We start from the raw sequence: 21,704 nt of genomic DNA, 5'->3' as shown, positions 1-21,704 counted from the left end.
AGGTGGATGGCAGCTTAGGCTCCCACACGTGCTTCAAGCACCGCTGTCGGTCAGCTTGCCATCCACCGCTCTCATCCACAGTCTAATCCCGGCGAAAGACACAAGCTGGCTTGCCTGCGATGGCGGTGGCTCAGCCAATGAGATGCTGACTGATGGACCGCTATCGCAGGCAAGCCAGCTCCCACACTTGGCCTGCATTTCACTGAAAAACTTGCGTCGATCAACCGCGCTCAGGCTGGAAACGCACCACAAAACCATTGAGGTTCTGCTGGCGCCCCAACAAGTCACGCAGGCGATCCGCCTCGGCACGCTCGATCAGCGGCCCGATAAACACCCGGTTCTTGCCGTCGGCACTGCGGATGTAGGCGTTGTAGCCCTGGGCACGCAGCTTTTTCTGCAAGGCGTCGGCGCTCTCGCGATTGGCCAGGCTGGCCAGCTGGATCGACCAACTGATCGGCAGGCCATTCGGGTCGATTCGGCTCTGCCCCACGTCCGGCTTGCCCGGCGCGGCGGGTTGCGGCGCTACAGGCTTGGGCGCGGGTGCCGGAGCGGCAGGTTTGGCCGCCACGACAGGCGCCGGCGCTGGCTTGACCACCGGCACGCTTGGCTGCACCGGCATCGACGGTGCGGTTTGCGCGGCGACTTCAGCATCGGTGGGCACCGGCTCTTCCTCAGGCAAGGCCTGCGGCTCCGGCACCACCACCGGTTCTACCTGCACCTGAGGCACCACAGGCACCTGCGGCGCAGCGGGCGCTTCAACCACGACCTGGCGTTGCTCATCCTCGCGGGAAAACAGCATCGGCAGGAAAATCACCGCCAACGCCACCAGCACCAGGGCTCCGACCATTCGCTGCTTGTATGCGCTATCCAGTAATGCCATGTGCAGCTTCCTCCGTGGAGCGCCGGGCCAACCACTCAAGCGCCTCGGCAACACAATAAAATGATCCGAACAACAAAATTTCGTCATCAGGCGTGGCTACGGCACACTGCGCCTCGAGGGCAGCGGTGACGCTTGCATACGACGCCACGGACGCGCCAAGGTTCTGCAACGCCGCCGCCAGCTCAACAGCCGGACGGCTACGCGGCGAATCCAGCGGCGCTACCGCCCAGGCCTGGACATCATCCAGCAACGGCGCAACCACGCCCTCCAGATCCTTATCAGCCAGCAAGCCGAATACCGCAAGGCGGCGACCGACCGGCGGCGTACGCGACAGGCGCCGCGCCAGGTATTCAGCCGCATGCGGGTTATGCCCCACATCCAGCAGCAGGTTCAGGCGCTTGCCTTCCCACTCGAACGCACGGCGATCCAGGCGTCCTACCACCCGAGTGGCCTGCAAGGTCGCCGCAATCTGCCCGGCATCCCACGGTAGATCCAGCAACAGGTAGGCCTGCAACGCTAGCGCGGCGTTTTCCATCGGCAGGTTCAGCAGCGGCAGGTCGCGCAACTCCACCACCTGGCCGCGCGCATCACGCCCGCGCCATTGCCAGTGCTGCTCACCGACTTCAAGATTGAATTCGCGGCCACGCAGGAAGAAAGGGCAGTCCAGCTCGCGCACCTTGTCCAGCAAGGTATGCGGCGGATCAATATCACCACACAGCGCAGGCTTGCCCTGACGGAAGATCCCGGCCTTTTCATAGGCAACGGACTCACGGGTATCGCCCAGGTAATCAGCATGGTCCACGCCAATGCTGGTCACCAACGCCAGGTCGGCATCCACCACGTTGACCGTGTCCAGGCGACCGCCCAGGCCGACTTCGAGCACGACCACGTCCAGCTGCGCACGCTCGAACAGCCAGAACGCCGCCAGGGTGCCCATCTCGAAGTAAGTCAGGGAAATCTCGCCTCGCCCAGCGTCGAGCGCGGCGAAGGCTTCGCAGAGTTGCTCATCCGTGGCTTCGACGCCATTGAGCTGCACCCGCTCGTTGTAGCGCAGCAGGTGCGGAGAATTGTACACGCCGACTTTCAGGCCTTGAGCCTGCAGCAGCGCAGCGACAAAGGCACAGGTAGAGCCTTTGCCATTGGTGCCGGTCACCGTGATCACGCGCGGTGCCGGCCGGCCCAACCCGAGGCGGGCCGCTACCTGTTGCGAGCGCTCCAGGCCCATGTCGATGGCGGACGGATGCAACTGCTCAAGGTAGGCGAGCCATTCGCCCAGGGTACGTTGGGTCATAGGTTTGCTGGCACCGGCGGCACGACAATCGGTTCTACTTTAGGCGCGACGTACACAGGCGTCGGCAGGCCCATCATTTGTGCCAGCAGGTTGCCCAGGCGTGGACGCAGTTCACCGCGCGGGATGATCAGGTCGATGGCGCCGTGCTCCAGCAGGAACTCGCTGCGCTGGAAGCCTTCCGGCAGTTTTTCGCGCACGGTCTGCTCGATCACACGCGGGCCGGCAAAGCCGATCAGGGCCTTTGGCTCGCCGACGATCACGTCACCCAACATGGCCAGGCTGGCGGAAACGCCGCCGTAGACCGGGTCGGTGAGTACGGAGATGAACGGGATACCTTCTTCACGCAGACGCGCCAGCACCGCAGAGGTCTTGGCCATTTGCATCAGGGAGATCAGCGCTTCCTGCATGCGCGCACCACCGGAGGCGGCGAAGCAGATCATCGGGCAGCGGTTTTCCAGGGCATAGTTGGCAGCGCGCACAAAACGCTCACCGACGATGGCACCCATGGAGCCGCCCATGAAAGAGAACTCGAACGCCGACACCACGACGGGCATGCCCAGCAGCTTGCCGCTGACGGAGATCAGCGCGTCTTTCTCGCCGGTCTGCTTTTGCGCGCCGGTCAGGCGGTCCTTGTACTTCTTGCTGTCGCGGAACTTGAGACGGTCAACCGGCTCCAGGTCAGCGCCCAGTTCGGCACGGCCGTCGGCATCCAGGAAGATGTCGATGCGGGCGCGGGCGCCGATACGCATGTGGTGGTTGCACTTGGGGCAAACGTCCAGGGTCTTTTCCAGCTCCGGACGGTACAGCACCGCGTCGCAGGATGGGCACTTGTGCCACAGGCCTTCAGGAACCGAGCTTTTCTTCACCTCGGAACGCATGATCGAAGGGATCAGTTTGTCTACTAACCAGTTGCTCATGCTTTCTTTCTCCAGTACCGGTGGCTTGAACACAGCCCCGCGTATGCCCTTGAGCTAAATTCATATGTGGCGATGACACATGCTGGACGGGGTCAGACGTTCGACCAGCCATTTCCCGCATGCATCCTCAGCCTTCCAGACAACCTGCCAGTGCAGGGTTGCCACTTCATTTCCGGGCCACCCACAGGCGGCACCGGGCTGTTTTACACAGTGGTAGTTATGGACGGCGGCAGACTGCCAGCCGTCACATCCCGCGCACAGCCTGCATGAATGCGCGGATCTTGCCGTGATCCTTGATGCCCTTGCCCTGCTCCACGCCACCACTGACGTCCACCGCATACGGGCGCACCTGCTCGATGGCTGCCGCGACATTCACGGGATCGAGCCCACCCGCCAGGATGATCGGCTTGCTCAGCCCTTCGGGAATCAGCGTCCAGTCGAACGCCTCGCCCGTACCACCGGGTACGCCTTCGACGTAGGTATCCAGCAGGATCCCGCGAGCGCCCGAATAAGCGGCGCAGGCGGCGGTGATATCGTCCCCAGCCTTGACCCGCAACGCCTTGATATACGGACGCTGGTAGCTTTCGCATTCGTCAGGGCTTTCGTCGCCATGGAATTGCAGCATGTCCAGCGGTACGGCATCCAGGGTTTCGTTGAGTTCACAGCGGCTGGCATTGACGAACAAGCCCACGGTGGTGACGAAAGGCGGCAGCGCAGCGATGATCGCCCGCGCCTGCAGCACATTCACCGCCCGAGGGCTCTTGGCATAAAACACAAAACCGATGGCATCCGCCCCCGCCTCGACTGCCGCCAGCGCGTCTTCTATGCGGGTAATCCCGCAAATCTTGCTGCGAACGGCTGGCATATCGTGGAAACCTCAGGGTTGGGCCGAGAAAGTCCCGGATGGTAACAAAAGCTTTTCCGGGCGTCAGCCGCCAAGTTCGCTGAAACCTGTGAGGAAGTGTGGCCCGATGAAACGTTCCGGCAGCTCGAACTCGTCGCGGTACTCCACGTCCACCAGGTACAGGCCGAAGGGATGGGCTGTGACACCGCCCGTCCGGCGAACACGGCTTTCCAGCACTTCCTTGGCCCACTCCACCGGGCGCTCGCCGGTGCCAATGGTCATCAGCACGCCGGCAATATTGCGCACCATATGGTGCAGGAACGCACCGGCGCGGATATCCAGCACGATCATCTTGCCGTGGCGCGTCACCCGCAGGTGGTGGACCTCCTTGATCGGCGACTTGGCCTGGCACTGGCCGGCGCGGAACGCACTGAAGTCATGCACGCCGACCAGATGCTGCGCGGCCTCGGCCATGCGCTCGGCGTCCAGGGGGCGGTGGTTCCAGGTGATTTCTTCGTTGAGGTGCGCCGGGCGGATCTGATCGTTGTAGATCACATAACGATAACGCCGGGCGATGGCCTTGAAGCGCGCATGAAAGTGCGCCGGCATGATCTTGGCCCAACTGACACTGACATCATGGGGCAAGTTGATATTAGCGCCCATCACCCACGCCTTCATCGTGCGCTCGGCCTGGGTGTCGAAGTGCACCACCTGGCCACAGGCATGCACGCCGGCGTCGGTACGCCCGGCGCACATCAGCGAAACCGGTGAATCAGCAACTTTCGACAGGGCCTTTTCCAGGGTTTCCTGCACCGTCAGCACGCCCGATGCCTGGCGCTGCCAGCCGCGATAGCGCGAACCTTTGTATTCCACGCCCAGGGCGATGCGGTAAAAGCCTGCGGCCGCCATTTCGGCGGCCGCGTTATCTATATTTGCCAAGAACTGAGAGCCTGATGAGTTGCACAAAGGCGGTCATTATAAAGATGGCCGCCCAAATGTGGGAGCGGGCTTGCTCGCGAAGGCAGTCACTCAGTCACGACATCATTGACTGACACTACGCCTTCGCGGGCAAGCCCGCTCCCACAGTGGATTTTCGTTGTTCGTCAAATGCGGCCGAGCATTTCCTTGGCTTCGCCACGCTGAGACTCATCACCTTCGGTGAGCACTTCAGACAAGATGTCCCGCGCGCCGTCCGCATCGCCCATATCGATGTAGGCCTGAGCCAGATCCAACTTGGTCGCCACCTCATCAGTGCCGGACAGGAAGTCGAACTCCGGTTCGTCGCCACCCAGCGCCGCATCTTCAGCGGTAAAGGACGGCTCGATCGGCGGATGCTCCAGGCTCTGGGACAAGCGGTCGAGTTCAGCGTTGACATCGTCCAGCTCGGACGCAAAGGCGTCAGGTTTGGCAGCCGCTTCCGGCTCATCGGCCAGGGACAGATCAAAGTCTTCCGGCAGCTCGAAATCATCCAGTGCAGCAGGCGCCAGGGTTGGCGGCTCTACCGCAGGTGCGCCCTGCATCTGCTCTTCGAGACCGGAAAGGAAATCGTCATCGGACTGCGCCGATGCCGGTGCATCCAGTTGCAGGTCCAGGTCGAAGTCCGACAGATCGTCCGGAGCAGCCTTCGCTTCTACCTGTTGTTGCAGTGCGGATTCGAAGGTCAGAACGTCCTCGGGATTGACCTCGGCAGGCGATGCCGCTTCCAGGTCATCCAGGCTCAGGTCGAAATCAGTGTCGAAGGCCTCAGGCTCTGGCGTCGGCGCGGCTGGCTTGTCTTCCAGCAGGTCCTTGACGTATTGCGCATCCAGGGCGGCGGCGGCCACTGCGGCGCTCACGCCCGCCGCCAGCACGGCCATCGCCGGGAAACGTGACTTCAGCAGCTCGACCTGGGCATGGTTGTCACCATTGGCCACCAGCTGGCGCTCCTGGGTGACGAAGCCGTCCTTGTCATTCTGCAGGCCGTAGACTTCCATCAGCTTCAAGCGCAGGTCGCCGCGCTTGGGCTCTTGCTTGATCGCCTGCTCCAACACATCGGCGGCCTGGTTCAGGTGGCCACGATCGAGAAGGGATTGCGCCTGGGCCAACGCATCATTGGCGTTGGCCGGAGCCACGGCCGCCGCCAGGGGCGCGAGCACCGAGGCAACGGTCGGCACCACAACGGCCGGTTCAACCACTGGAGCCGGTGCTGGAGCCGCCGCCAGCTTGACGCTCGGCGCCGGCACTTCCAGGCCTTCGAAGCTGTCCGGTGGCAGGTCCTGGTCGATGTTCGAGGTGAACTCCGGCTCTTCGGCCAGGGCACGAGCCATGCGCAGGTGCTTTTCCTCTTCACGACGGGCGTTGCGATGACGCAACACCAGCAGCAGTAACAACAACGCCACCAGAGCGGCCGCGCCACCCACCACGCTGAGGACCACCGGGTTGGTCAGCAGGTCATTGAATTGGCCTTCATTGCTGGCAGGGGCCGCTTCAGGCTTGACTGGCTCCGGCGCAGGGGCCGCCGGTGCAGGCGTGGCAGCCGGTGCAGATGGAGCTGCCGGCGCTACTGCGGCCGGCTCACCGGCCAACTGCGCGGGAATCACCGCAGGCACTGCCGCCGGGTCGCCTTTTTCCGCTTGCAGGCGCGCCAGTTGATCGTTCTTCAGCTGAATCAGTTTTTGCAGCTTGTCCAACTGGCTTTGCAGGTCCGCTGCGCGGCTTTTCAGCTCGGCGTTATCACGACGGGTGGTGTCCAGTTCTTCCTGGGTCATTGCCAGCTTGTCGCTCAAGGCCCTGCCATCAGCGGCCTTGCCTTTTGCGCCCTGCTTGGCGGACTCGGCCGAGACCAGGCTCAAGTTGTCCTTGGCGTTGGTGCTCGACGGTGCATTGCCCGCCTGGGTGCGCTTGGTGGCATCCAGTTGCTGCTTGCCTGCGACCTGGTTGGTCGCCCCGCGACGGCCCTGGCGCCAGGCGGCGTTTTGCGCCGTCACTTCGGCAATCGCCTCGGGTTGCGCCAGGGCGGTGCTTTGTACGGTGTCCGGCAGGCGCAGGACCTGACCGGTTTTCAGGCGGTTGATATTGCCGTCGATAAAGGCATCGGGGTTAAGTGCCTGGATCGCCAGCATGGTCTGCTGGATCGAGCCGCCATTGCGATTCTTCGCGGCAATTTCCCACAAGGTGTCGCGGGAAGTGGTGGTGTGCTGCGCCGCTTTGCTCGCGGCAGGCGCGGGGCTGGCCGCCGCGGGACTGGCCGGCGAAGACACACGCGGTGCCGGCGCTGTTACGGCCGGCTGGTCAAACTTGGCCGGGTCCAGCAGCACGCTGTAGTCGCGCATCAGGCGGCCGTTGGGCCACTGCACCTGCAACAGGAAACGTACGTAGGATTCAGGCAACGGCTTGCTGGAGGTGACGCGTACCACACTGCGGCCGCTGGGATTGATCACCGGTGTAAACACCAGATCATTCAGAAATGCTTGGCGATCGACGCCCGCATCCACAAACGCCTGGGACGAAGCCAGGCTCGGCGTGATCTCGGAAGCCGTGAGGCCGCCGACATCGAGCAATTCGATTTCCACCGACAACGGCTGGTTCAACTGCGACTTGAGGGTCATTTCCCCCAGTTGCAGCGCCTGCGCCATACCGGAGGACAGCGCCGAGGCGGCCGCTATTGCTAACACCAGTTTGCGAACTTGAACCATAGCCTCATCCTTTGTTTGAACACTCCCCGGCCTGCGAGAAGGTTGGTAACCGCTGCCATTAGGCATGGCGAGCCGATAGGTCACCGACGCGCAACTTTTCCAGCTTGGGGCCAAGCATAGCGCCTGGTTAGAATCAATCTAAAAATTGCCGCCAAGTATCTTTTACACAAGGTCTTTTATCAACAACTGCGCCAGCTGTACGGCATTCAGTGCCGCGCCTTTGCGTACGTTATCTGACGTCAACCACAGATTTAGTTCCGCCGCATCGTCCACCCCGGCGCGAACCCGTCCTACATACACAACGTCTTGTCCTACCGCATCGCCAACGGCGGTTGGGTAGTCACCCTCCTCCACCCGCTCTACACCCGGCGCTGCGTCGAGTGCGCGGTTAACGGCGGCGAGATCGACCGGCGCGGCCAGTTGCAACGACACAGTCAGGCTATCGCCAAAAAACACCGGGGCTTGAACGCAAGTTGCGGAAATCTTTAGTAAAGGAGATTCCAGCACAGCGCGCAGTTCGTGTACGAGACGTTTCTCCAAGGCTGTATGACCTTGGGCGTCTGGCGTACCGACTTGTGCCAGCAGGTTGAAGGCCATTTGCCGATCAAAAAACTTCGGTTCCAGCGGACGCACATTCAGCAGTTCAGCAGTTTGTCGCGCCAGCTCGCTCACGGCTTCACGCCCCTGGGCAGACACCGCCAGGTTGGCGGTAACGCTGACGCGCTGAATATCCAGCAAGCCGCACAAGGGCGCCAGGACCACCGCCAGGTTGGTGGCGGACGGGCTTGGGCTGGCGAGCTGGAACGGTTTTTTCAGGCCGTTCAATACGTGCGCGTTCGCTTCTGGCACCACCGGTGGCACCTGCTCAGCCGGCAAGGCGCCCGACAGGTCGATCACCGCACAACCGGCCGCCGTGGCGCGCGGGGCGAAACTCAAGGTCACTGCCGGCCCCGCGGCAAAAAACGCCAGTTGCACCTTTTTAAAGTCGAACTCGTCGACTTCCTTGACCCGCAGGTTCTTGCCGCGAAACGGCACCGAGGCACCAGCCGAGTTATTGCCGGCCAGCAGATACAGGGTGCCCACTGGGAAATCCAGCTCTTCGAGGATCTGCACCAGGGTTTCACCGACGGTGCCGGTGGCGCCGATCACGGCGATTTCAAAGGTCTGGGTCATGGGGGCTGCCTCGGGCATTGCGGGGGGAGCGGCACTTTACCGGGTGGTGGGGTAATTGGGCCAGTTTTTGTGGTGGGGCTGATGGCCTCATCGCAGGCAAGCCAGCTCCCACACTTGAATGTATTCACACATCAAAATGTGGGAGCTGGCTTGCCTGCGATGAGGCCCGAAAGCACAACAAAAAACCCGCGCCTGTCACCAGAACGCGGGTTTCTTGATTGCCTCAAGCGATCAACGCTCCAGCAAGATCCGCAGCATGCGACGCAGCGGTTCAGCCGCGCCCCACAACAGTTGGTCGCCAACCGTGAACGCACCGAGGAACTGGCTGCCCATGTTCAGCTTGCGCAGACGGCCCACCGGTACATTCAGGGTGCCGGTGACCTTCGTCGGGCTCAGCTCCTGCATGCTGATGTCGCGGTTGTTCGGTACCAGCTTGACCCAAGGGTTATGCGAGCTGATCAACGATTCGATATCGGCGATCGGCACGTCCTTGTTCAGCTTGATGGTCAGCGCCTGGCTGTGGCAGCGCATGGCGCCGATGCGCACGCAGATGCCATCCACCGGGATCGGGCTCTTGAAGCGACCGAGGATCTTGTTGGTCTCGGCCTGGGCCTTCCACTCTTCGCGGCTCTGGCCGTTCGGCAGCTCTTTGTCGATCCATGGGATCAGGCTACCGGCCAATGGCACGCCGAAGTTCTCGGTCGGGTACGCATCGCTGCGCATGGCTTCGGCCACACGACGGTCGATGTCGAGGATCGCGCTGGCCGGGTCGGCCAGTTGATCGGCAACAGCGGCGTGGGTCGCGCCCATCTGCTTGATCAGCTCACGCATGTTCTGCGCGCCGGCACCGGAGGCCGCCTGATACGTCATGGCGCTCATCCATTCCACCAGGCCGGCTTCGAACAAACCACCCAGGCCCATCAGCATCAGGCTGACGGTGCAGTTGCCGCCGACATAGTTCTTGGTGCCGGCATCCAGCTGCTGGTCGATGACCTTGCGGTTCACCGGGTCGAGGATGATCACGGCGTCGTCCTGCATGCGCAGGCTCGATGCGGCGTCGATCCAGTAACCCTGCCAGCCGGCTTCACGCAGCTTGGGGAAGACTTCGCTGGTGTAGTCGCCACCCTGACAGGTCACGATCACGTCGAGGGTCTTCAACTCTTCAATGCTGTAGGCGTCCTTGAGCGGGGCGATATCCTTGCCCACGGACGGCCCTTGGCCACCAACGTTCGAAGTGGTGAAAAACACCGGCTCAATAAGATCGAAATCCTGCTCTTCCAGCATCCGCTGCATGAGCACGGAACCGACCATACCGCGCCAACCGATCAGACCTACACGTTTCATCGCAACTACACCTTGTTAAAAAGTGGGCCGCCTTGCAGCAACAACTGCAAGCGGGCCCGAGAGATTACAGATTCCGCAGCGCGGCGACTACTGCGTCGCCCATTTCTTGCGTACCGACTTTGGTGCAACCCTGCGACCAGATGTCGCCGGTGCGCAAACCCTGGTCCAGCACCAGGCTCACGGCTTGCTCGATGGCATCGGCCGCGTCGCTCAGGTTGAAGCTGTAACGCAGCATCATCGACACCGACAGAATCGTCGCCAGCGGGTTGGCAATGCCCTGGCCCGCGATGTCCGGCGCCGAACCGTGGCAAGGCTCGTACATGCCCTTGTTGTTGGTGTCCAGGGACGCCGACGGCAGCATGCCGATGGAGCCGGTGAGCATCGACGCCTGGTCGGACAGGATGTCGCCGAACAGGTTGTCGGTGACGATCACGTCGAACTGTTTCGGCGCACGCACCAGTTGCATGGCGGCGTTATCGACGTACATATGGCTCAGTTCAACGTCCGGATAGTCCTTGGCCACTTCTTCGACGATTTCGCGCCACAGTTGGCTGGAAGCCAGCACGTTGGCTTTATCCACCGAGCAGACCTTCTTGCCACGCACGCGGGCCATGTCGAAACCGACGCGGGCGATACGGCGGATTTCACTCTCGCTGTACGGCAGGGTGTCGTAGGCCTGGCGTTCGCCGTTTTCCAGCTCGCGCACGCCGCGTGGCGAGCCGAAGTAGATACCGCCGGTCAGCTCACGCACGATGAGGATGTCGAGGCCCGCGACCACTTCCGGCTTGAGGCTCGAGGCGTCGGCCAGTTGCGGGTAGAGGATCGCCGGGCGCAGGTTGCCGAACAGACCCAGTTGGGCACGGATTTTCAGCAGGCCGCGCTCAGGGCGGATGTCACGCTCGATCTTGTCCCACTTCGGGCCACCCACGGCGCCGAGCAGTACGGCGTCGGCCGCGCGGGCGCGGTCCAGGGTTTCGTCAGCCAGCGGTACGCCGTGCTTATCGATGGCCGCGCCGCCGATCACGTCGTGGCTCAGCTCGAAGCCCAGGCTGTACTTGCTGTTGGCCAGTTCCAGGACCTTGACCGCTTCGGCCATGATTTCCGGACCAATACCGTCGCCAGGGAGAATCAGAATCTGCTTGCTCATGCGTTCCTCATTTCATCAAGCGACCCGCCCGTGGGCAGGTCGGGAAAAATCAATCAGCGTTCGGCGAAGACCACCAGCACGTCGGTGCTGAAGGTGCCGTCGGCTTGAATTTCGTAGTAGTCGCGTACTTCCTGGCCCATCGCCTGTTGCAACGCCAGGATGGCAGCGCGCAACACTTCGGGTGTGCGCATGCGCTCGACCCACGAGCTGTACTCCAGGCGCAGGCGCTGGCGGCTGCTGGTGCGTACATGCAAACCGGACTCGCTGAGCTGTTGCATCCACTCGGCGGCGGAGTAATCGCGCACATGGCTGGTGTCGCGCAGCACTTCGACGGTTTGCAGGTAAGTGTCCAACAACGGGCTGCCCGGTGACAAGACGTCGACAAAGGCCACAACACCGCCCGGTTTCAGCACACGACGCACTTCGCGCAAGGCCAGGCCGAGGTCGCTCCAGTGGTGGGCCGAGTAGCGGCTGAACACGAAGTCGAACTCGCCGTCGGCGAACGGTAGGCGTTCGGCGGCGCCGTGGACGGTGCGGATGTTGCCCAGGCCACGGTCGTTGGCAGCGGTCGCTACCACATCGAGCATTTGTTGGGACAGGTCGTAGGCGACCACTTCTTTAACCAGTGGCGCCACATGGAAGCTGACATGACCGGCGCCGCAGCCCAGATCCAGCAGTCGTGCAGCGCCCTGCCCGGCCAGTTCGGCCTGGAGCAGCGCGAATTCGGTGCCCTGGGCGTGCACGGCACTGCTCAGGTAGGCCGAGGCTTGCTCGCCGAATTGTTTTTGCACGACTTGGGTGTGGGCGGTGCTGGTCATGGTGGTTTTCCTTGGGTTTTTGGGTGGCTGTACGGGCGCTATCGCAGGCAAGCCAGCTCCCACAGTTGACCGAGTTGTTCAGAAGAACACCGATCAATGTGGGAGCGGGCTTGCCCGCGATGGGGCCCGCACGGCTTAGCGCCAATCAGGCATCGCGAAACAACCAAGGCTGACTAGCCCGGTGCTTGGCCTCAAACGCCGCAATCGCATCCCCGTCCTGCAAGGTCAGGCCGATATCGTCCAGGCCGTTGATCAGGCAGTGCTTACGGAACGCATCCACCTCAAAGTGATACACCTTGCCATCCGGGCGGGTCACGGTTTGCGCTGCCAGATCGACGGTCAACTGGTAGCCCACATCGGCTTCCACCTGCTTGAACAACTCGTCGACTTCCTCGTCGGTCAAGATGATCGGCAGCAAGCCGTTCTTGAAGCTGTTGTTGAAGAAGATGTCGGCATAGCTCGGCGCGATGATGCTGCGAAAGCCATATTCTTCCAGGGCCCACGGCGCGTGTTCACGACTGGAACCGCAACCGAAGTTTTCCCGGGCGAGCAACACGCTGGCCCCCTGGTAACGCTCGGCGTTGAGCACGAAGTCCTTGTTCAGCGGGCGCTTGGAGTTGTCCTGGTAGGCGTAGCCCACGTCCAGGTAGCGCCACTCGTCGAACAGGTTCGGGCCGAAACCGGTGCGTTTGATCGACTTCAAGAACTGCTTGGGGATGATCTGGTCGGTGTCGACGTTGGCACGATCCAAAGGAGCGACAAGGCCGGTGTGTTGTGTAAAAGCACGCATCGGGTATTCCTCAGATCAATTCGCGAACGTCGATGAAACGACCGTTGACGGCAGCCGCAGCGGCCATGGCCGGGCTGACCAGGTGGGTACGCCCACCGGCACCCTGGCGCCCTTCGAAGTTACGGTTAGAGGTGGACGCGCAATGCTCGCCCGACTCCAGGCGGTCCGGGTTCATCGCCAGGCACATCGAGCAGCCCGGCTCACGCCATTCAAAACCGGCTTCGAGGAAGATCTTGTCCAGGCCTTCGGCTTCGGCTTGCGCTTTGACCAGGCCCGAGCCCGGCACCACGATGGCTTGCTTGATGGTCGAGGCCACCTTGCGGCCCTTGGCGATCACCGCCGCAGCGCGCAGGTCTTCGATCCGCGAGTTGGTGCAGGAACCGATGAACACGCGATCCAACTGGATATCGGTGATCGCCTGGTTGGCCTGCAAGCCCATGTATTTCAAGGCGCGTTCGATGGAACCACGCTTGACCAGGTCGGCTTCCTTGGCCGGGTCCGGCACGTTCTGGTCAACGGCCAACACCATTTCCGGCGAGGTGCCCCAGCTGACTTGCGGCTTGATCTGGGCAGCGTCGAGTTCAACCACGGTGTCGAACACCGCATCGGCGTCGGAGACCAGGTCTTTCCAGGCTTCGACCGCGGCATCCCAATCGGCACCGGCCGGTGCAAAAGGACGACCCTTGACGTATTCGACGGTCTTTTCGTCCGCCGCCACCATGCCGACGCGGGCACCGGCTTCGATGGACATGTTGCAGATGGTCATGCGGCCTTCGATGGACAGGTCGCGAATCGCGCTACCGGCGAATTCGATGGCATGGCCGTTACCGCCGGCAGTGCCGATCTTGCCGATCACGGCGAGGACGATGTCCTTGGCGGTCACGCCGAAGGGCAATTGGCCTTCGACCTTCACCAACATATTCTTCATTTTCTTGGCGACCAGGCACTGGGTGGCGAACACATGCTCCACCTCGGACGTGCCGATGCCGTGGGCCAAGGCGCCGAACGCACCGTGGGTCGAGGTATGGGAGTCGCCGCAGACCACGGTCATGCCTGGCAAGGTCGCACCCTGTTCCGGGCCGATCACGTGGACGATCCCTTGACGCACGTCATTCATCTTGAATTCGGTGATGCCATATTCGTCGCAGTAGTCGTCGAGGGTCTGCACTTGCAGACGGGAAACGGTATCAACGATGGCGTCGATGCCGCCCTTGCGCTCAGGGGTGGTCGGTACGTTGTGGTCCGGGGTGGCGATGATGGAATCGACGCGCCAAGGCTTGCGCCCAGCCAGTCGCAGGCCTTCGAACGCTTGGGGCGAGGTCACTTCATGGATGATGTGACGGTCGATATAGATCAGCGACGAGCCATCGTCGCGCCGTTTCACTTCATGGGAATCCCAAAGCTTGTCGTAAAGCGTTTTGCCGGCCATCAGTCGGTCCTCATCATCGGTCTTTCTATGCCCTGGGCATTTCAATAACCCTTTGGCTTGTGAGGCTGATGGTATGGCGCTACATTAAATAACTCAAATTCATATTTTTTATGCTTTGGATTACCAACTGGAATACTACAATGGACCTGGCCAACCTCAATGCCTTTATTGCCATCGCCGAGACCGGCAGTTTCTCCGGCGCCGGCGAGCGCCTGCACCTGACCCAACCGGCCATCAGCAAACGCATCGCCGGGCTGGAGCAGCAATTGAAGGTGCGCCTGTTTGACCGCCTGGGTCGCGAAGTCGGCTTGACCGAAGCTGGACGGGCCTTGCTGCCACGGGCTTATCAGATCCTCAACGTGCTGGACGACACGCGCCGCGCCCTGACCAACCTCACCGGCGAAGTCACTGGGCGCCTGACCCTGGCCACCAGCCACCATATCGGCCTGCACCGCCTGCCTCCGATATTGCGCACCTTCACCCGGGAATACCCGAACGTGGCGCTGGATATTCAGTTCCTGGACTCGGAAGTGGCCTACGAAGAAATCCTCCACGGCCGCGCCGAAGTGGCGGTGATCACCTTGGCGCCCGATCCCCACCACCTGGTGCGCGCCACCCCGGTGTGGGACGACCCGCTGGATTTTGTCGTGGCCCCCGAGCACAGCCTGATCAACAACGGCCGCGTCAGCCTGGCCGATATTGCCGGCCACCCGGCGGTTTTCCCCGGCGGCAACACCTTTACACACCATATTGTCAGCCGATTGTTCGAAGCCCAGGGCCTCACGCCGAATATCGCGATGAGCACTAACTACCTGGAAACTATCAAGATGATGGTGTCCATCGGCCTGGCCTGGAGCGTTTTGCCGCGCACCATGCTCGATGATCAGGTCGCAAGTATCGCTTTGCCAGGCATACAACTCAGTCGCCAGCTAGGCTATATCGTGCACACCGAAAGGACGCTGTCGAACGCTGCGCGGGCTTTCATGAGCCTATTGGATGCACAGGTCGATCTGCCAGGGACACCGGCATGAAGCTGTGCGGCCTCAAGGTTTAAGTAAAACCGCGCCTTACGCCCATCGAGCCAAGGCCCTTTGATAATGCGCAACCCTGTCGATTCCGTGCCACCGTTGCCCCGCATTTACGCCCTTGACCCCCAAGAGGCGGAACAAAGTTGGGACAGTGCGCCGCAATTGCTGGCCGCCCTGAATGCGGCTCGGCTGGGCGCATGGTGCTGGGAAATCGACACGGGAAAAATCAGTTGGTCGCGGGGCACCCAGGCGCTGTTCGGCTTCGATCCCCGCGCCCCCCTACCCAAGGATCTGGATTACCTCGACCTGCTCGCCCCGGCTGATCGCGCCAAAGTCGTGCGGGCCTTCCATGCGGTGCTGGCCGGCGAGCCGTTTGAACAGGCGATGCGCCATCGCATCCAGTGGCCCGACGGCAGCTTCCACTGGCTGGAAATCAACGGCAGCCTGGCGCCGGACAAGAGCGGGCGCCGCCGAATGATCGGGGTGATCCGTGAGATCACCCACCAGCGTGAGCGGGAAAACGCCCTCGGCCACTCCGAAAAGCGCTTCGCCACGCTGTTCCACCTGTGCCCGAACATGGTGCTACTGACCCGCCAGGCCGACGGCCTGATCAGCGAGGCCAACCAGTATTTCGAGATTCACTTCGGCTGGCCGGTCGCCGATGCCATCGGCCGCACCACCCTGGACCTGGGCCTGTGGCGCCACCCCGAACAACGTGCGCAACTGGTCAAGGCCACCCAGCGCAAGGGCGAGCCGATCACCATGGAGGTGCAGTTCTGCGCCAGCAACGGCCAGATCCACGATGGCACCCTCAGTGCGCAAAAGGTCGAGCTGGACGGCGAGGCGTACCTGATCAGCACCTTTCTCGACACCACCGAACGCAAGAACGCCGAACAAGCCCTCAAGGACAGCCAGGAACGCCTGGACCTGGCCCTGGACTCCGCGCAGTTGGGCACCTGGGACTGGCACATCCCCACCGGCATGCTCTACGGCTCGGCCCGCGCCGCCCAACTGCACGGCCTGCCGCCCGAACCGTTCCACGAATCCTTCGATGCGTTTTTCGAGGGCATGTCCGATGAAGACCGCGAAGGCATGCGCAACGCCTACCGCAGCCTGCGCGAAGGCCCAGACGGCAACTACCAGTTGACCTACCGCGTACAGGTCGAAGACGGCAGCCCGCGCTACCTGGAAAGCCGTGCACGCCTCTATCGCGATGAGGCCGGCAAGCCGCTGCGCATGGCCGGCACCTTGCTGGACATCACCGACCAGGTCGAGCGCGAACAACGCCTGAGCGCTTCCGAAGAGAAATTCGCCAGCCTGTTCCAGGCCAGCCCCGACCCCATCTGTGTCACCGCCCTGGACAGCGGTATGTTTATCGAGATCAACCCCGCCTTTACCCAGACCTTTGGCTGGGCCGCCGCCGAGGTCATCGACAAGAGCGCCGAGCAGATCGGCCTGTGGGACGACTCCAGCAAACGCCTGCAACGTATCGAACGGGTGATTCGCGAGCAGTCATTGAGCAATGTGGCCATCGTCGTCCACCACAAGGACGGCCAGAGCCTGACTTGCGTGATCTCCAGCCGATTGATCACGGTCAGCGACCAGCCGTGCATCGTCACTACCTTGCGCGACATTACCCAGCAGCAACGCTCGGAAGCGGCGCTCAAGGCCAGCGAAGAGAAATTCGCCAAGGCGTTCCATTCCAGCCCCGACGCGATCTCCATTACCGAGCGCGACACTGGCCGTTATGTGGAGGTCAACGACGGGTTTTGCCGCCTGACCGGTTATCGCGCCGAAGAGGCCATCGGGCTCACGCTGTACCAGATCGGCATCTGGGCTGACGAAAACCAGCGCGCCGCACTGCTCGCCGAGTTGCAGATCAAGGGGCGCATCCATCACCTGGAAATGCTCTGGCACAATAAACGCGGCGACGTGCTGGCGGTGGAAGTCTCGGTCGAACCGATCACCCTCAATGAAATGCCCTGCCTGCTGCTGACAGCCCGTGATGTCAGCCTGCTGAAAAACGCCCAGGCGCAAATCCGCCACCTGGCGTACCACGATCCACTGACCAACCTGCCCAATCGCGCCCTGCTGATGGACCGCCTGAGCCAGCAGATCGCCCTGCTCAAGCGCCACAACCTGCGCGGTGCGTTGCTGTTCCTCGATCTCGACCACTTCAAGCACATCAACGATTCCCTCGGCCACCCGGTGGGCGACACCGTGCTGAAAATCGTCACCGCCCGCCTGGAAGCCAGCGTGCGCATGGAAGACACCGTGGCGCGCCTGGGCGGCGATGAGTTTGTGGTGCTGCTCAGCGGGCTGGACGGCACCCGCAACGAAGTCAGCAACCAGGTGCAGGAACTGGCCGACACCTTGCGCGAATTGCTCTCGGAGCCGATGTTTCTCGACGGCCATCGCTTGCAGGTCACGCCGAGTATCGGTGTGGCGCTGATCCCCGACCACGGCTCCACCCCGGCCGACCTGCTCAAGCGTGCCGACATCGCCCTGTACCGCGCCAAGGACTCCGGGCGCAATACCACGCAGATGTTCCACAACAGCATGCAGAAAACCGCCAGCGAACGGTTGCGCATGGAGACCGACCTGCGCCTGGCCTTGTCCCGCGGGGAGTTCAGCGTGCATTACCAACCCCAGGTGGATGCGCGCGGCAACCAGATCATCGGCGCCGAAGCCTTGGTGCGCTGGCAGCATCCGCAGCTGGGGGCGCAGTCACCCACGGAATTCATCAAGGTACTGGAAGACAGCGGGCTGATCCTGGAAGTGGGCACCTGGATCCTCGACGAGGCCTGCGCGGCGTTCCAGCAATTGATTGCGGACGGCCTGATCGACCCACTCAAATTCAGCCTGTGCGTCAACATCAGCCCCCGGCAGTTTCGCCAGAACGACTTCGTCGAGCGGGTGGAGCGCAGCCTCAACCAACACGACTTGCCCTGCAGCCTGCTGAAACTGGAGATTACCGAAGGCATCGTGATCCAGAACCTGGACGACACCGTGGCCAAGATGCGCCGCCTGAAAAAACTCGGCGTCAGCTTTGCGATGGATGATTTTGGCACCGGCTATTCGTCGCTGACCTACCTCAAGCGCTTGCCGGTGGATGCGCTGAAGATCGACCAGTCGTTTGTGCGCGATGCGACCCACGACCCCAACGACGCAGAAATCATCCGCGCCATTGTGGCCATGGCCCGCAGCTTGAACCTGGAAGTCATTGCCGAAGGCGTGGAGACCCCGGAGCAACTGGCGTTCCTGCAAATGCTGGGGTGCCACGTGTTCCAGGGCTATTTGCATAGCCGGCCGTTGCCGATCGCGCAATTCAGGCAACTGCTCAGCTAGCGGTCACACCAGCTTCAAAGCGCGCAACCCGTTGGTCATCCAGCGTGAGGATCCCAGGTCATGCTTTACCCCATAGAGGTCGAGCACCCCATTAACCACCACGACCGAGTGCCAGCTATTGGCCAGGGTGCCAATCGCGCCGGCAGCCAGTTCGCGGGCATCACTTTCGCGCACGTACCCAAACAGGCCCAGCCGGCGTAATGCCTCACCTGGCCATTCACCGTCGTTGAGCGTGTCCATGGCCACGTCGAATCCCTGGTTGCCTCGGAAGTCGTTGTTCTCTAATTGCGCACGCTTGGCGCTCACGGCATACAGGAAGTTGGCATCGTCCAGAAGCGCCTGATCACTGCCGCGCAACTGAGCCCCGCGCCTGGCCCTGCTCAGTTCGTCGTGACTCACGGACACCCTGACACCATCGCGCATGATCACGTCATAGCCCGTGGGCGTGGCGCTAACCTCTTTGTAGATGTCTGCGGGGCTCTGCCCGAACCGCATCATGGCAGCCTTGATCGCCGATACCGTGACGCAATTGCCCTCTACGCCTTGATAGAAACCCGACCAGATATCCTTGGGTTTTGCTCCTACTCGCCGGCTGGGCTCGGCGGCATTGTCATGGCGTTGCCGAGTCGCCGCAGGCACAGCGTTGTGGTTGAACAGCCGATACCCGTACCCCTGGTCGGCACGACGCCTTTCACCGTAGCGGTGCTTTACCCCATCGAGCACAAACGCACTCCCCCGGCTATGGGTCTCCAACACACCCGCCACACCCTCACCCACCATCTCTTGTGCAGATACATAGTGCGACAGCCCATATACCCCCATCCCCTGCAGACATCTAAGGCTTGTCTCACCCTCCAGGGTTTTTGCCAGGGCCGCCTCGAAACTGGGATAACCCCCGGCCACTTGCTTGCGCTTTACGAACGCCGCAAACACGAAATTGGCATGGCTGACAGCCTCTGGATCTTCACCGCTGAAGCGCGACGCGAGGGATGCTTGCCGCAATTCGTCATGGGAGAGCTGTACCTTGAACTCATCTTTCATGGTAACGGCATACCCACCGGCAACAGGCCTGACCTGGTCAAACATATCCTGCGGCGTTTTGCCAAAGGCCATCATCATCATTTTGATCACAGCGGCATGGGTGCTGCAGTCAAAGTTCTCGCCAAACCGCCGTTCGCTTGCGTCGAACGCGCGGAGGATGTCAGCGTTTCTTTCCCCCGCACTCGCCTGATCAACCACTGGCATGGTCCCAGGCTTTAGCGGTGGCGCGTAAACAGAAGGGCTATACATAGAAGTATTCATACACTGGGTTCCTACCACAAACAAAAACGGCGCCTGTAAACGTGCAGCCAGGACTATCACTGGCTGCTTGATACGTTCCACATCAGCCAAACGACGGTCAGATCAAGGCGACGGCATCCCCTCGCCTCGGTGCCCCGCCCTTGCGCCCCCACAACTCTTCACGACCATCAATCACCGCCACCGAGTGCCCCGTCCGGTTACACATACCCACTTGGCCTCTGGCGAGCTCGCCTACCGATACCCGCTTCATATGCTTGGTCAACCCAAGTCGCTTGAACCCCTCGCCCGGCCCCGTCTCATCCTCACCATTGTTGAGGCTGCTAATCGCGGCGTTGTAGTTGCGGCCCGCCGTGCGGTCGTTGTTCTCCATCTGGGCGCGCTTGGCACTGACGGCGAATAAAAACTGCGCATCCTTGAGCATCTCTTTATCGGGCCCGATAAATTGTGCACCCCGTGCCCCTTGCTTCAATTCGAGCTCAGTCAGGGTGAGTGAGTAGTTGTCCCGCATGACCACCCGGTAGCCCCCGGCAATTTTTGTGACCTCCTTGTAAATGTCCGTAGGGCTTTGCCCAAATCGGTGCATGGCCGCCTTGATGGCAGACACCGTCACACAGTTGCCGTCGGGGCCCTGGCGGAAACCGCCCCAGATATCCCTGGGCTTTGTTCCATTGCGCGCGCTCGACAGACCTGGAATATTCGCCTCGGGCTTGGGCCGTGGTGGCGCTGGCACTGGCGTGACCTGAGGGGCAACCTCAGGCTTCGGCTTGGGCGTAATATCAACGGTGCGCGGGTCTTTCTTTTCGCCCATCAACCCCATCAGCTGATTAAAGAACGCAGTAAACAGCATCGCCAGTTTATTGAGCATATCAGTATTGTTTTCAACAACTGCGGTATCCACTCTCATCGCGGCAGGGCGAAACTCCTTGCACGGCTCGAGTACAGAATTACTTGCAACCAACGATTCAAGCGGTATTACCTGACGCGCATCCATCACTGCAGAAATACTATTAATTGAACTAATAGACATAAAAGCTCCATGAGCAGATACCGCCCCGACTGCAATTAACTGGAGAGGTACCTGCTTAATAATTTATCTAACTAGATGAAACGAAATGATTTAAAACGGGTACTTCCTACGTGTACCTGAATACCAATCCCTGCGATCAAATCTGTCCTGTGCAGGTCCCGGGCTCGTCAAGTCAGGCTCAGGCTTGGGCAACGGGACATCAGGGTCAACTTTGGGACGGATTTCCGTTTCCGGTTTAACGGCCGGGGTTGGCACCGGTGTCACTGCGGGTAGAGGCGGCTTGTCAGACTTGGGTACCCAGTCGGGTTTGGGATCGGTTTTCGGTACCACTGTAGCCACGGGCGGCGAAAACACTTCGGGCTTGGGCGCGATAGGTTTGGTCTCGGGCTGCGGCACGACCAAGACCTGCGGCTGTGGGACCACAGCAGGTTTCGGCGTCGCGTCAGGCTTGGGCAAGACACCAGGCGTGGTTTCGGTTTGCGGCACGACCCTGACCTGCGGCTGCGGGACCACAGCAGGTTTCGGCGTCGCGTCAGGCTTAGGCAAGACACCAGGTGTGGTTTCAGTTTGCGGCACGACCCTGACCTGCGGCTGCGGGACCACAGCAGGTTTCGGCGTCGCGTCAGGCTTGGGCAAGACACCAGGCGTGGTTTCGGTTTGCGGCACGACCCTGACCTGCGGCTGCGGGACCA

Annotated in this window: 16 protein-coding genes; 2 read left to right on the top strand and 14 right to left on the bottom strand. The window is 61.7% G+C overall.

Annotation, left to right across the window (positions count from 1 at the left end; all coding sequences use genetic code 11):
* Positions 1 to 220: 220 nt before the first annotated feature.
* From J1G37_RS28215 to leuC, 12 genes are all read right to left on the bottom strand, one after another.
* Complete coding sequence (locus J1G37_RS28215) at positions 221 to 880, bottom strand: SPOR domain-containing protein (protein ID WP_207046999.1); 660 nt, start codon at positions 878 to 880, stop codon at positions 221 to 223.
* Complete coding sequence (gene folC, locus J1G37_RS28210; RefSeq protein ID WP_207046997.1) at positions 864 to 2,171, bottom strand: bifunctional tetrahydrofolate synthase/dihydrofolate synthase; 1,308 nt, start codon at positions 2,169 to 2,171, stop codon at positions 864 to 866. The genes J1G37_RS28215 and folC overlap by 17 nt, the downstream gene beginning before the upstream one ends.
* A complete protein-coding gene (gene accD, locus J1G37_RS28205) occupies positions 2,168 to 3,088 on the bottom strand; it encodes an acetyl-CoA carboxylase, carboxyltransferase subunit beta (protein WP_017737853.1) in 921 nt (306 codons plus the stop codon). Before accD ends, folC begins: the two co-directional genes overlap by 4 nt.
* Before the next feature lie 244 nt (positions 3,089 to 3,332).
* Positions 3,333 to 3,953 (bottom strand): phosphoribosylanthranilate isomerase, encoded by a 621-nt coding sequence (locus tag J1G37_RS28200; RefSeq protein ID WP_207046995.1) that lies wholly within the window; start codon positions 3,951 to 3,953, stop codon positions 3,333 to 3,335.
* 63 nt (positions 3,954 to 4,016) lie between these two features.
* Positions 4,017 to 4,841, bottom strand: a complete 825-nt coding sequence (truA, locus tag J1G37_RS28195) for a tRNA pseudouridine(38-40) synthase TruA (protein WP_207047003.1) — start codon at positions 4,839 to 4,841, stop codon at positions 4,017 to 4,019.
* 194 nt (positions 4,842 to 5,035) lie between these two features.
* Complete coding sequence (locus J1G37_RS28190; RefSeq protein WP_207046993.1) at positions 5,036 to 7,606, bottom strand: FimV family protein; 2,571 nt, start codon at positions 7,604 to 7,606, stop codon at positions 5,036 to 5,038.
* Between the two features lie 162 nt (positions 7,607 to 7,768).
* Positions 7,769 to 8,779, bottom strand: a complete 1,011-nt coding sequence (locus J1G37_RS28185) for an aspartate-semialdehyde dehydrogenase (protein ID WP_207046991.1) — start codon at positions 8,777 to 8,779, stop codon at positions 7,769 to 7,771.
* A 231-nt stretch (positions 8,780 to 9,010) separates the two neighbouring features.
* Positions 9,011 to 10,123 (bottom strand): aspartate-semialdehyde dehydrogenase, encoded by a 1,113-nt coding sequence (gene asd / locus J1G37_RS28180; protein WP_159958745.1) that lies wholly within the window; start codon positions 10,121 to 10,123, stop codon positions 9,011 to 9,013.
* A 64-nt stretch (positions 10,124 to 10,187) separates the two neighbouring features.
* A complete protein-coding gene (gene leuB / locus J1G37_RS28175) occupies positions 10,188 to 11,270 on the bottom strand; it encodes a 3-isopropylmalate dehydrogenase (protein ID WP_017737859.1) in 1,083 nt (360 codons plus the stop codon).
* Positions 11,271 to 11,323: 53 nt separating this feature from the next.
* Positions 11,324 to 12,088 carry a class I SAM-dependent methyltransferase gene (locus tag J1G37_RS28170; protein WP_207046989.1) on the bottom strand — a complete coding sequence of 255 codons (765 nt, stop codon included), beginning with the start codon at positions 12,086 to 12,088 and terminating at the stop codon, positions 11,324 to 11,326.
* 145 nt (positions 12,089 to 12,233) lie between these two features.
* Positions 12,234 to 12,878 (bottom strand): 3-isopropylmalate dehydratase small subunit, encoded by a 645-nt coding sequence (gene leuD, locus J1G37_RS28165; RefSeq protein ID WP_032888286.1) that lies wholly within the window; start codon positions 12,876 to 12,878, stop codon positions 12,234 to 12,236.
* A 10-nt stretch (positions 12,879 to 12,888) separates the two neighbouring features.
* Positions 12,889 to 14,307, bottom strand: a complete 1,419-nt coding sequence (gene leuC, locus J1G37_RS28160) for a 3-isopropylmalate dehydratase large subunit (RefSeq protein WP_124525733.1) — start codon at positions 14,305 to 14,307, stop codon at positions 12,889 to 12,891.
* Positions 14,308 to 14,447: 140 nt separating this feature from the next.
* Between leuC and J1G37_RS28155 the strand changes: the two genes are divergently transcribed.
* Positions 14,448 to 15,338, top strand: a complete 891-nt coding sequence (locus J1G37_RS28155; protein WP_207046987.1) for a LysR family transcriptional regulator — start codon at positions 14,448 to 14,450, stop codon at positions 15,336 to 15,338.
* Between the two features lie 66 nt (positions 15,339 to 15,404).
* Entirely contained in the window at positions 15,405 to 18,683 is a 3,279-nt protein-coding gene (locus tag J1G37_RS28150; protein ID WP_207046986.1) for an EAL domain-containing protein, read from the top strand.
* 3 nt (positions 18,684 to 18,686) lie between these two features.
* On the opposite strand, the gene J1G37_RS28145 is transcribed toward J1G37_RS28150, so the two are convergent.
* Both J1G37_RS28145 and J1G37_RS28140 read right to left on the bottom strand, forming a co-directional pair.
* Positions 18,687 to 19,985, bottom strand: a complete 1,299-nt coding sequence (locus tag J1G37_RS28145; protein ID WP_207046983.1) for a hypothetical protein — start codon at positions 19,983 to 19,985, stop codon at positions 18,687 to 18,689.
* Between the two features lie 97 nt (positions 19,986 to 20,082).
* On the bottom strand, positions 20,083 to 21,012 hold the full coding sequence (locus J1G37_RS28140; RefSeq protein ID WP_242551780.1) for a hypothetical protein: 930 nt from the start codon (positions 21,010 to 21,012) through the stop codon (positions 20,083 to 20,085).
* Between the last annotated feature and the right edge of the window lie 692 nt (positions 21,013 to 21,704).

This window comes from Pseudomonas sp. Marseille-Q1929 (assembly GCF_017316265.1).
In the GTDB taxonomy this organism is placed as follows: Bacteria; Pseudomonadota; Gammaproteobacteria; order Pseudomonadales; family Pseudomonadaceae; genus Aquipseudomonas.
This window is presented reverse-complemented; position numbering and strand designations above follow the sequence as displayed.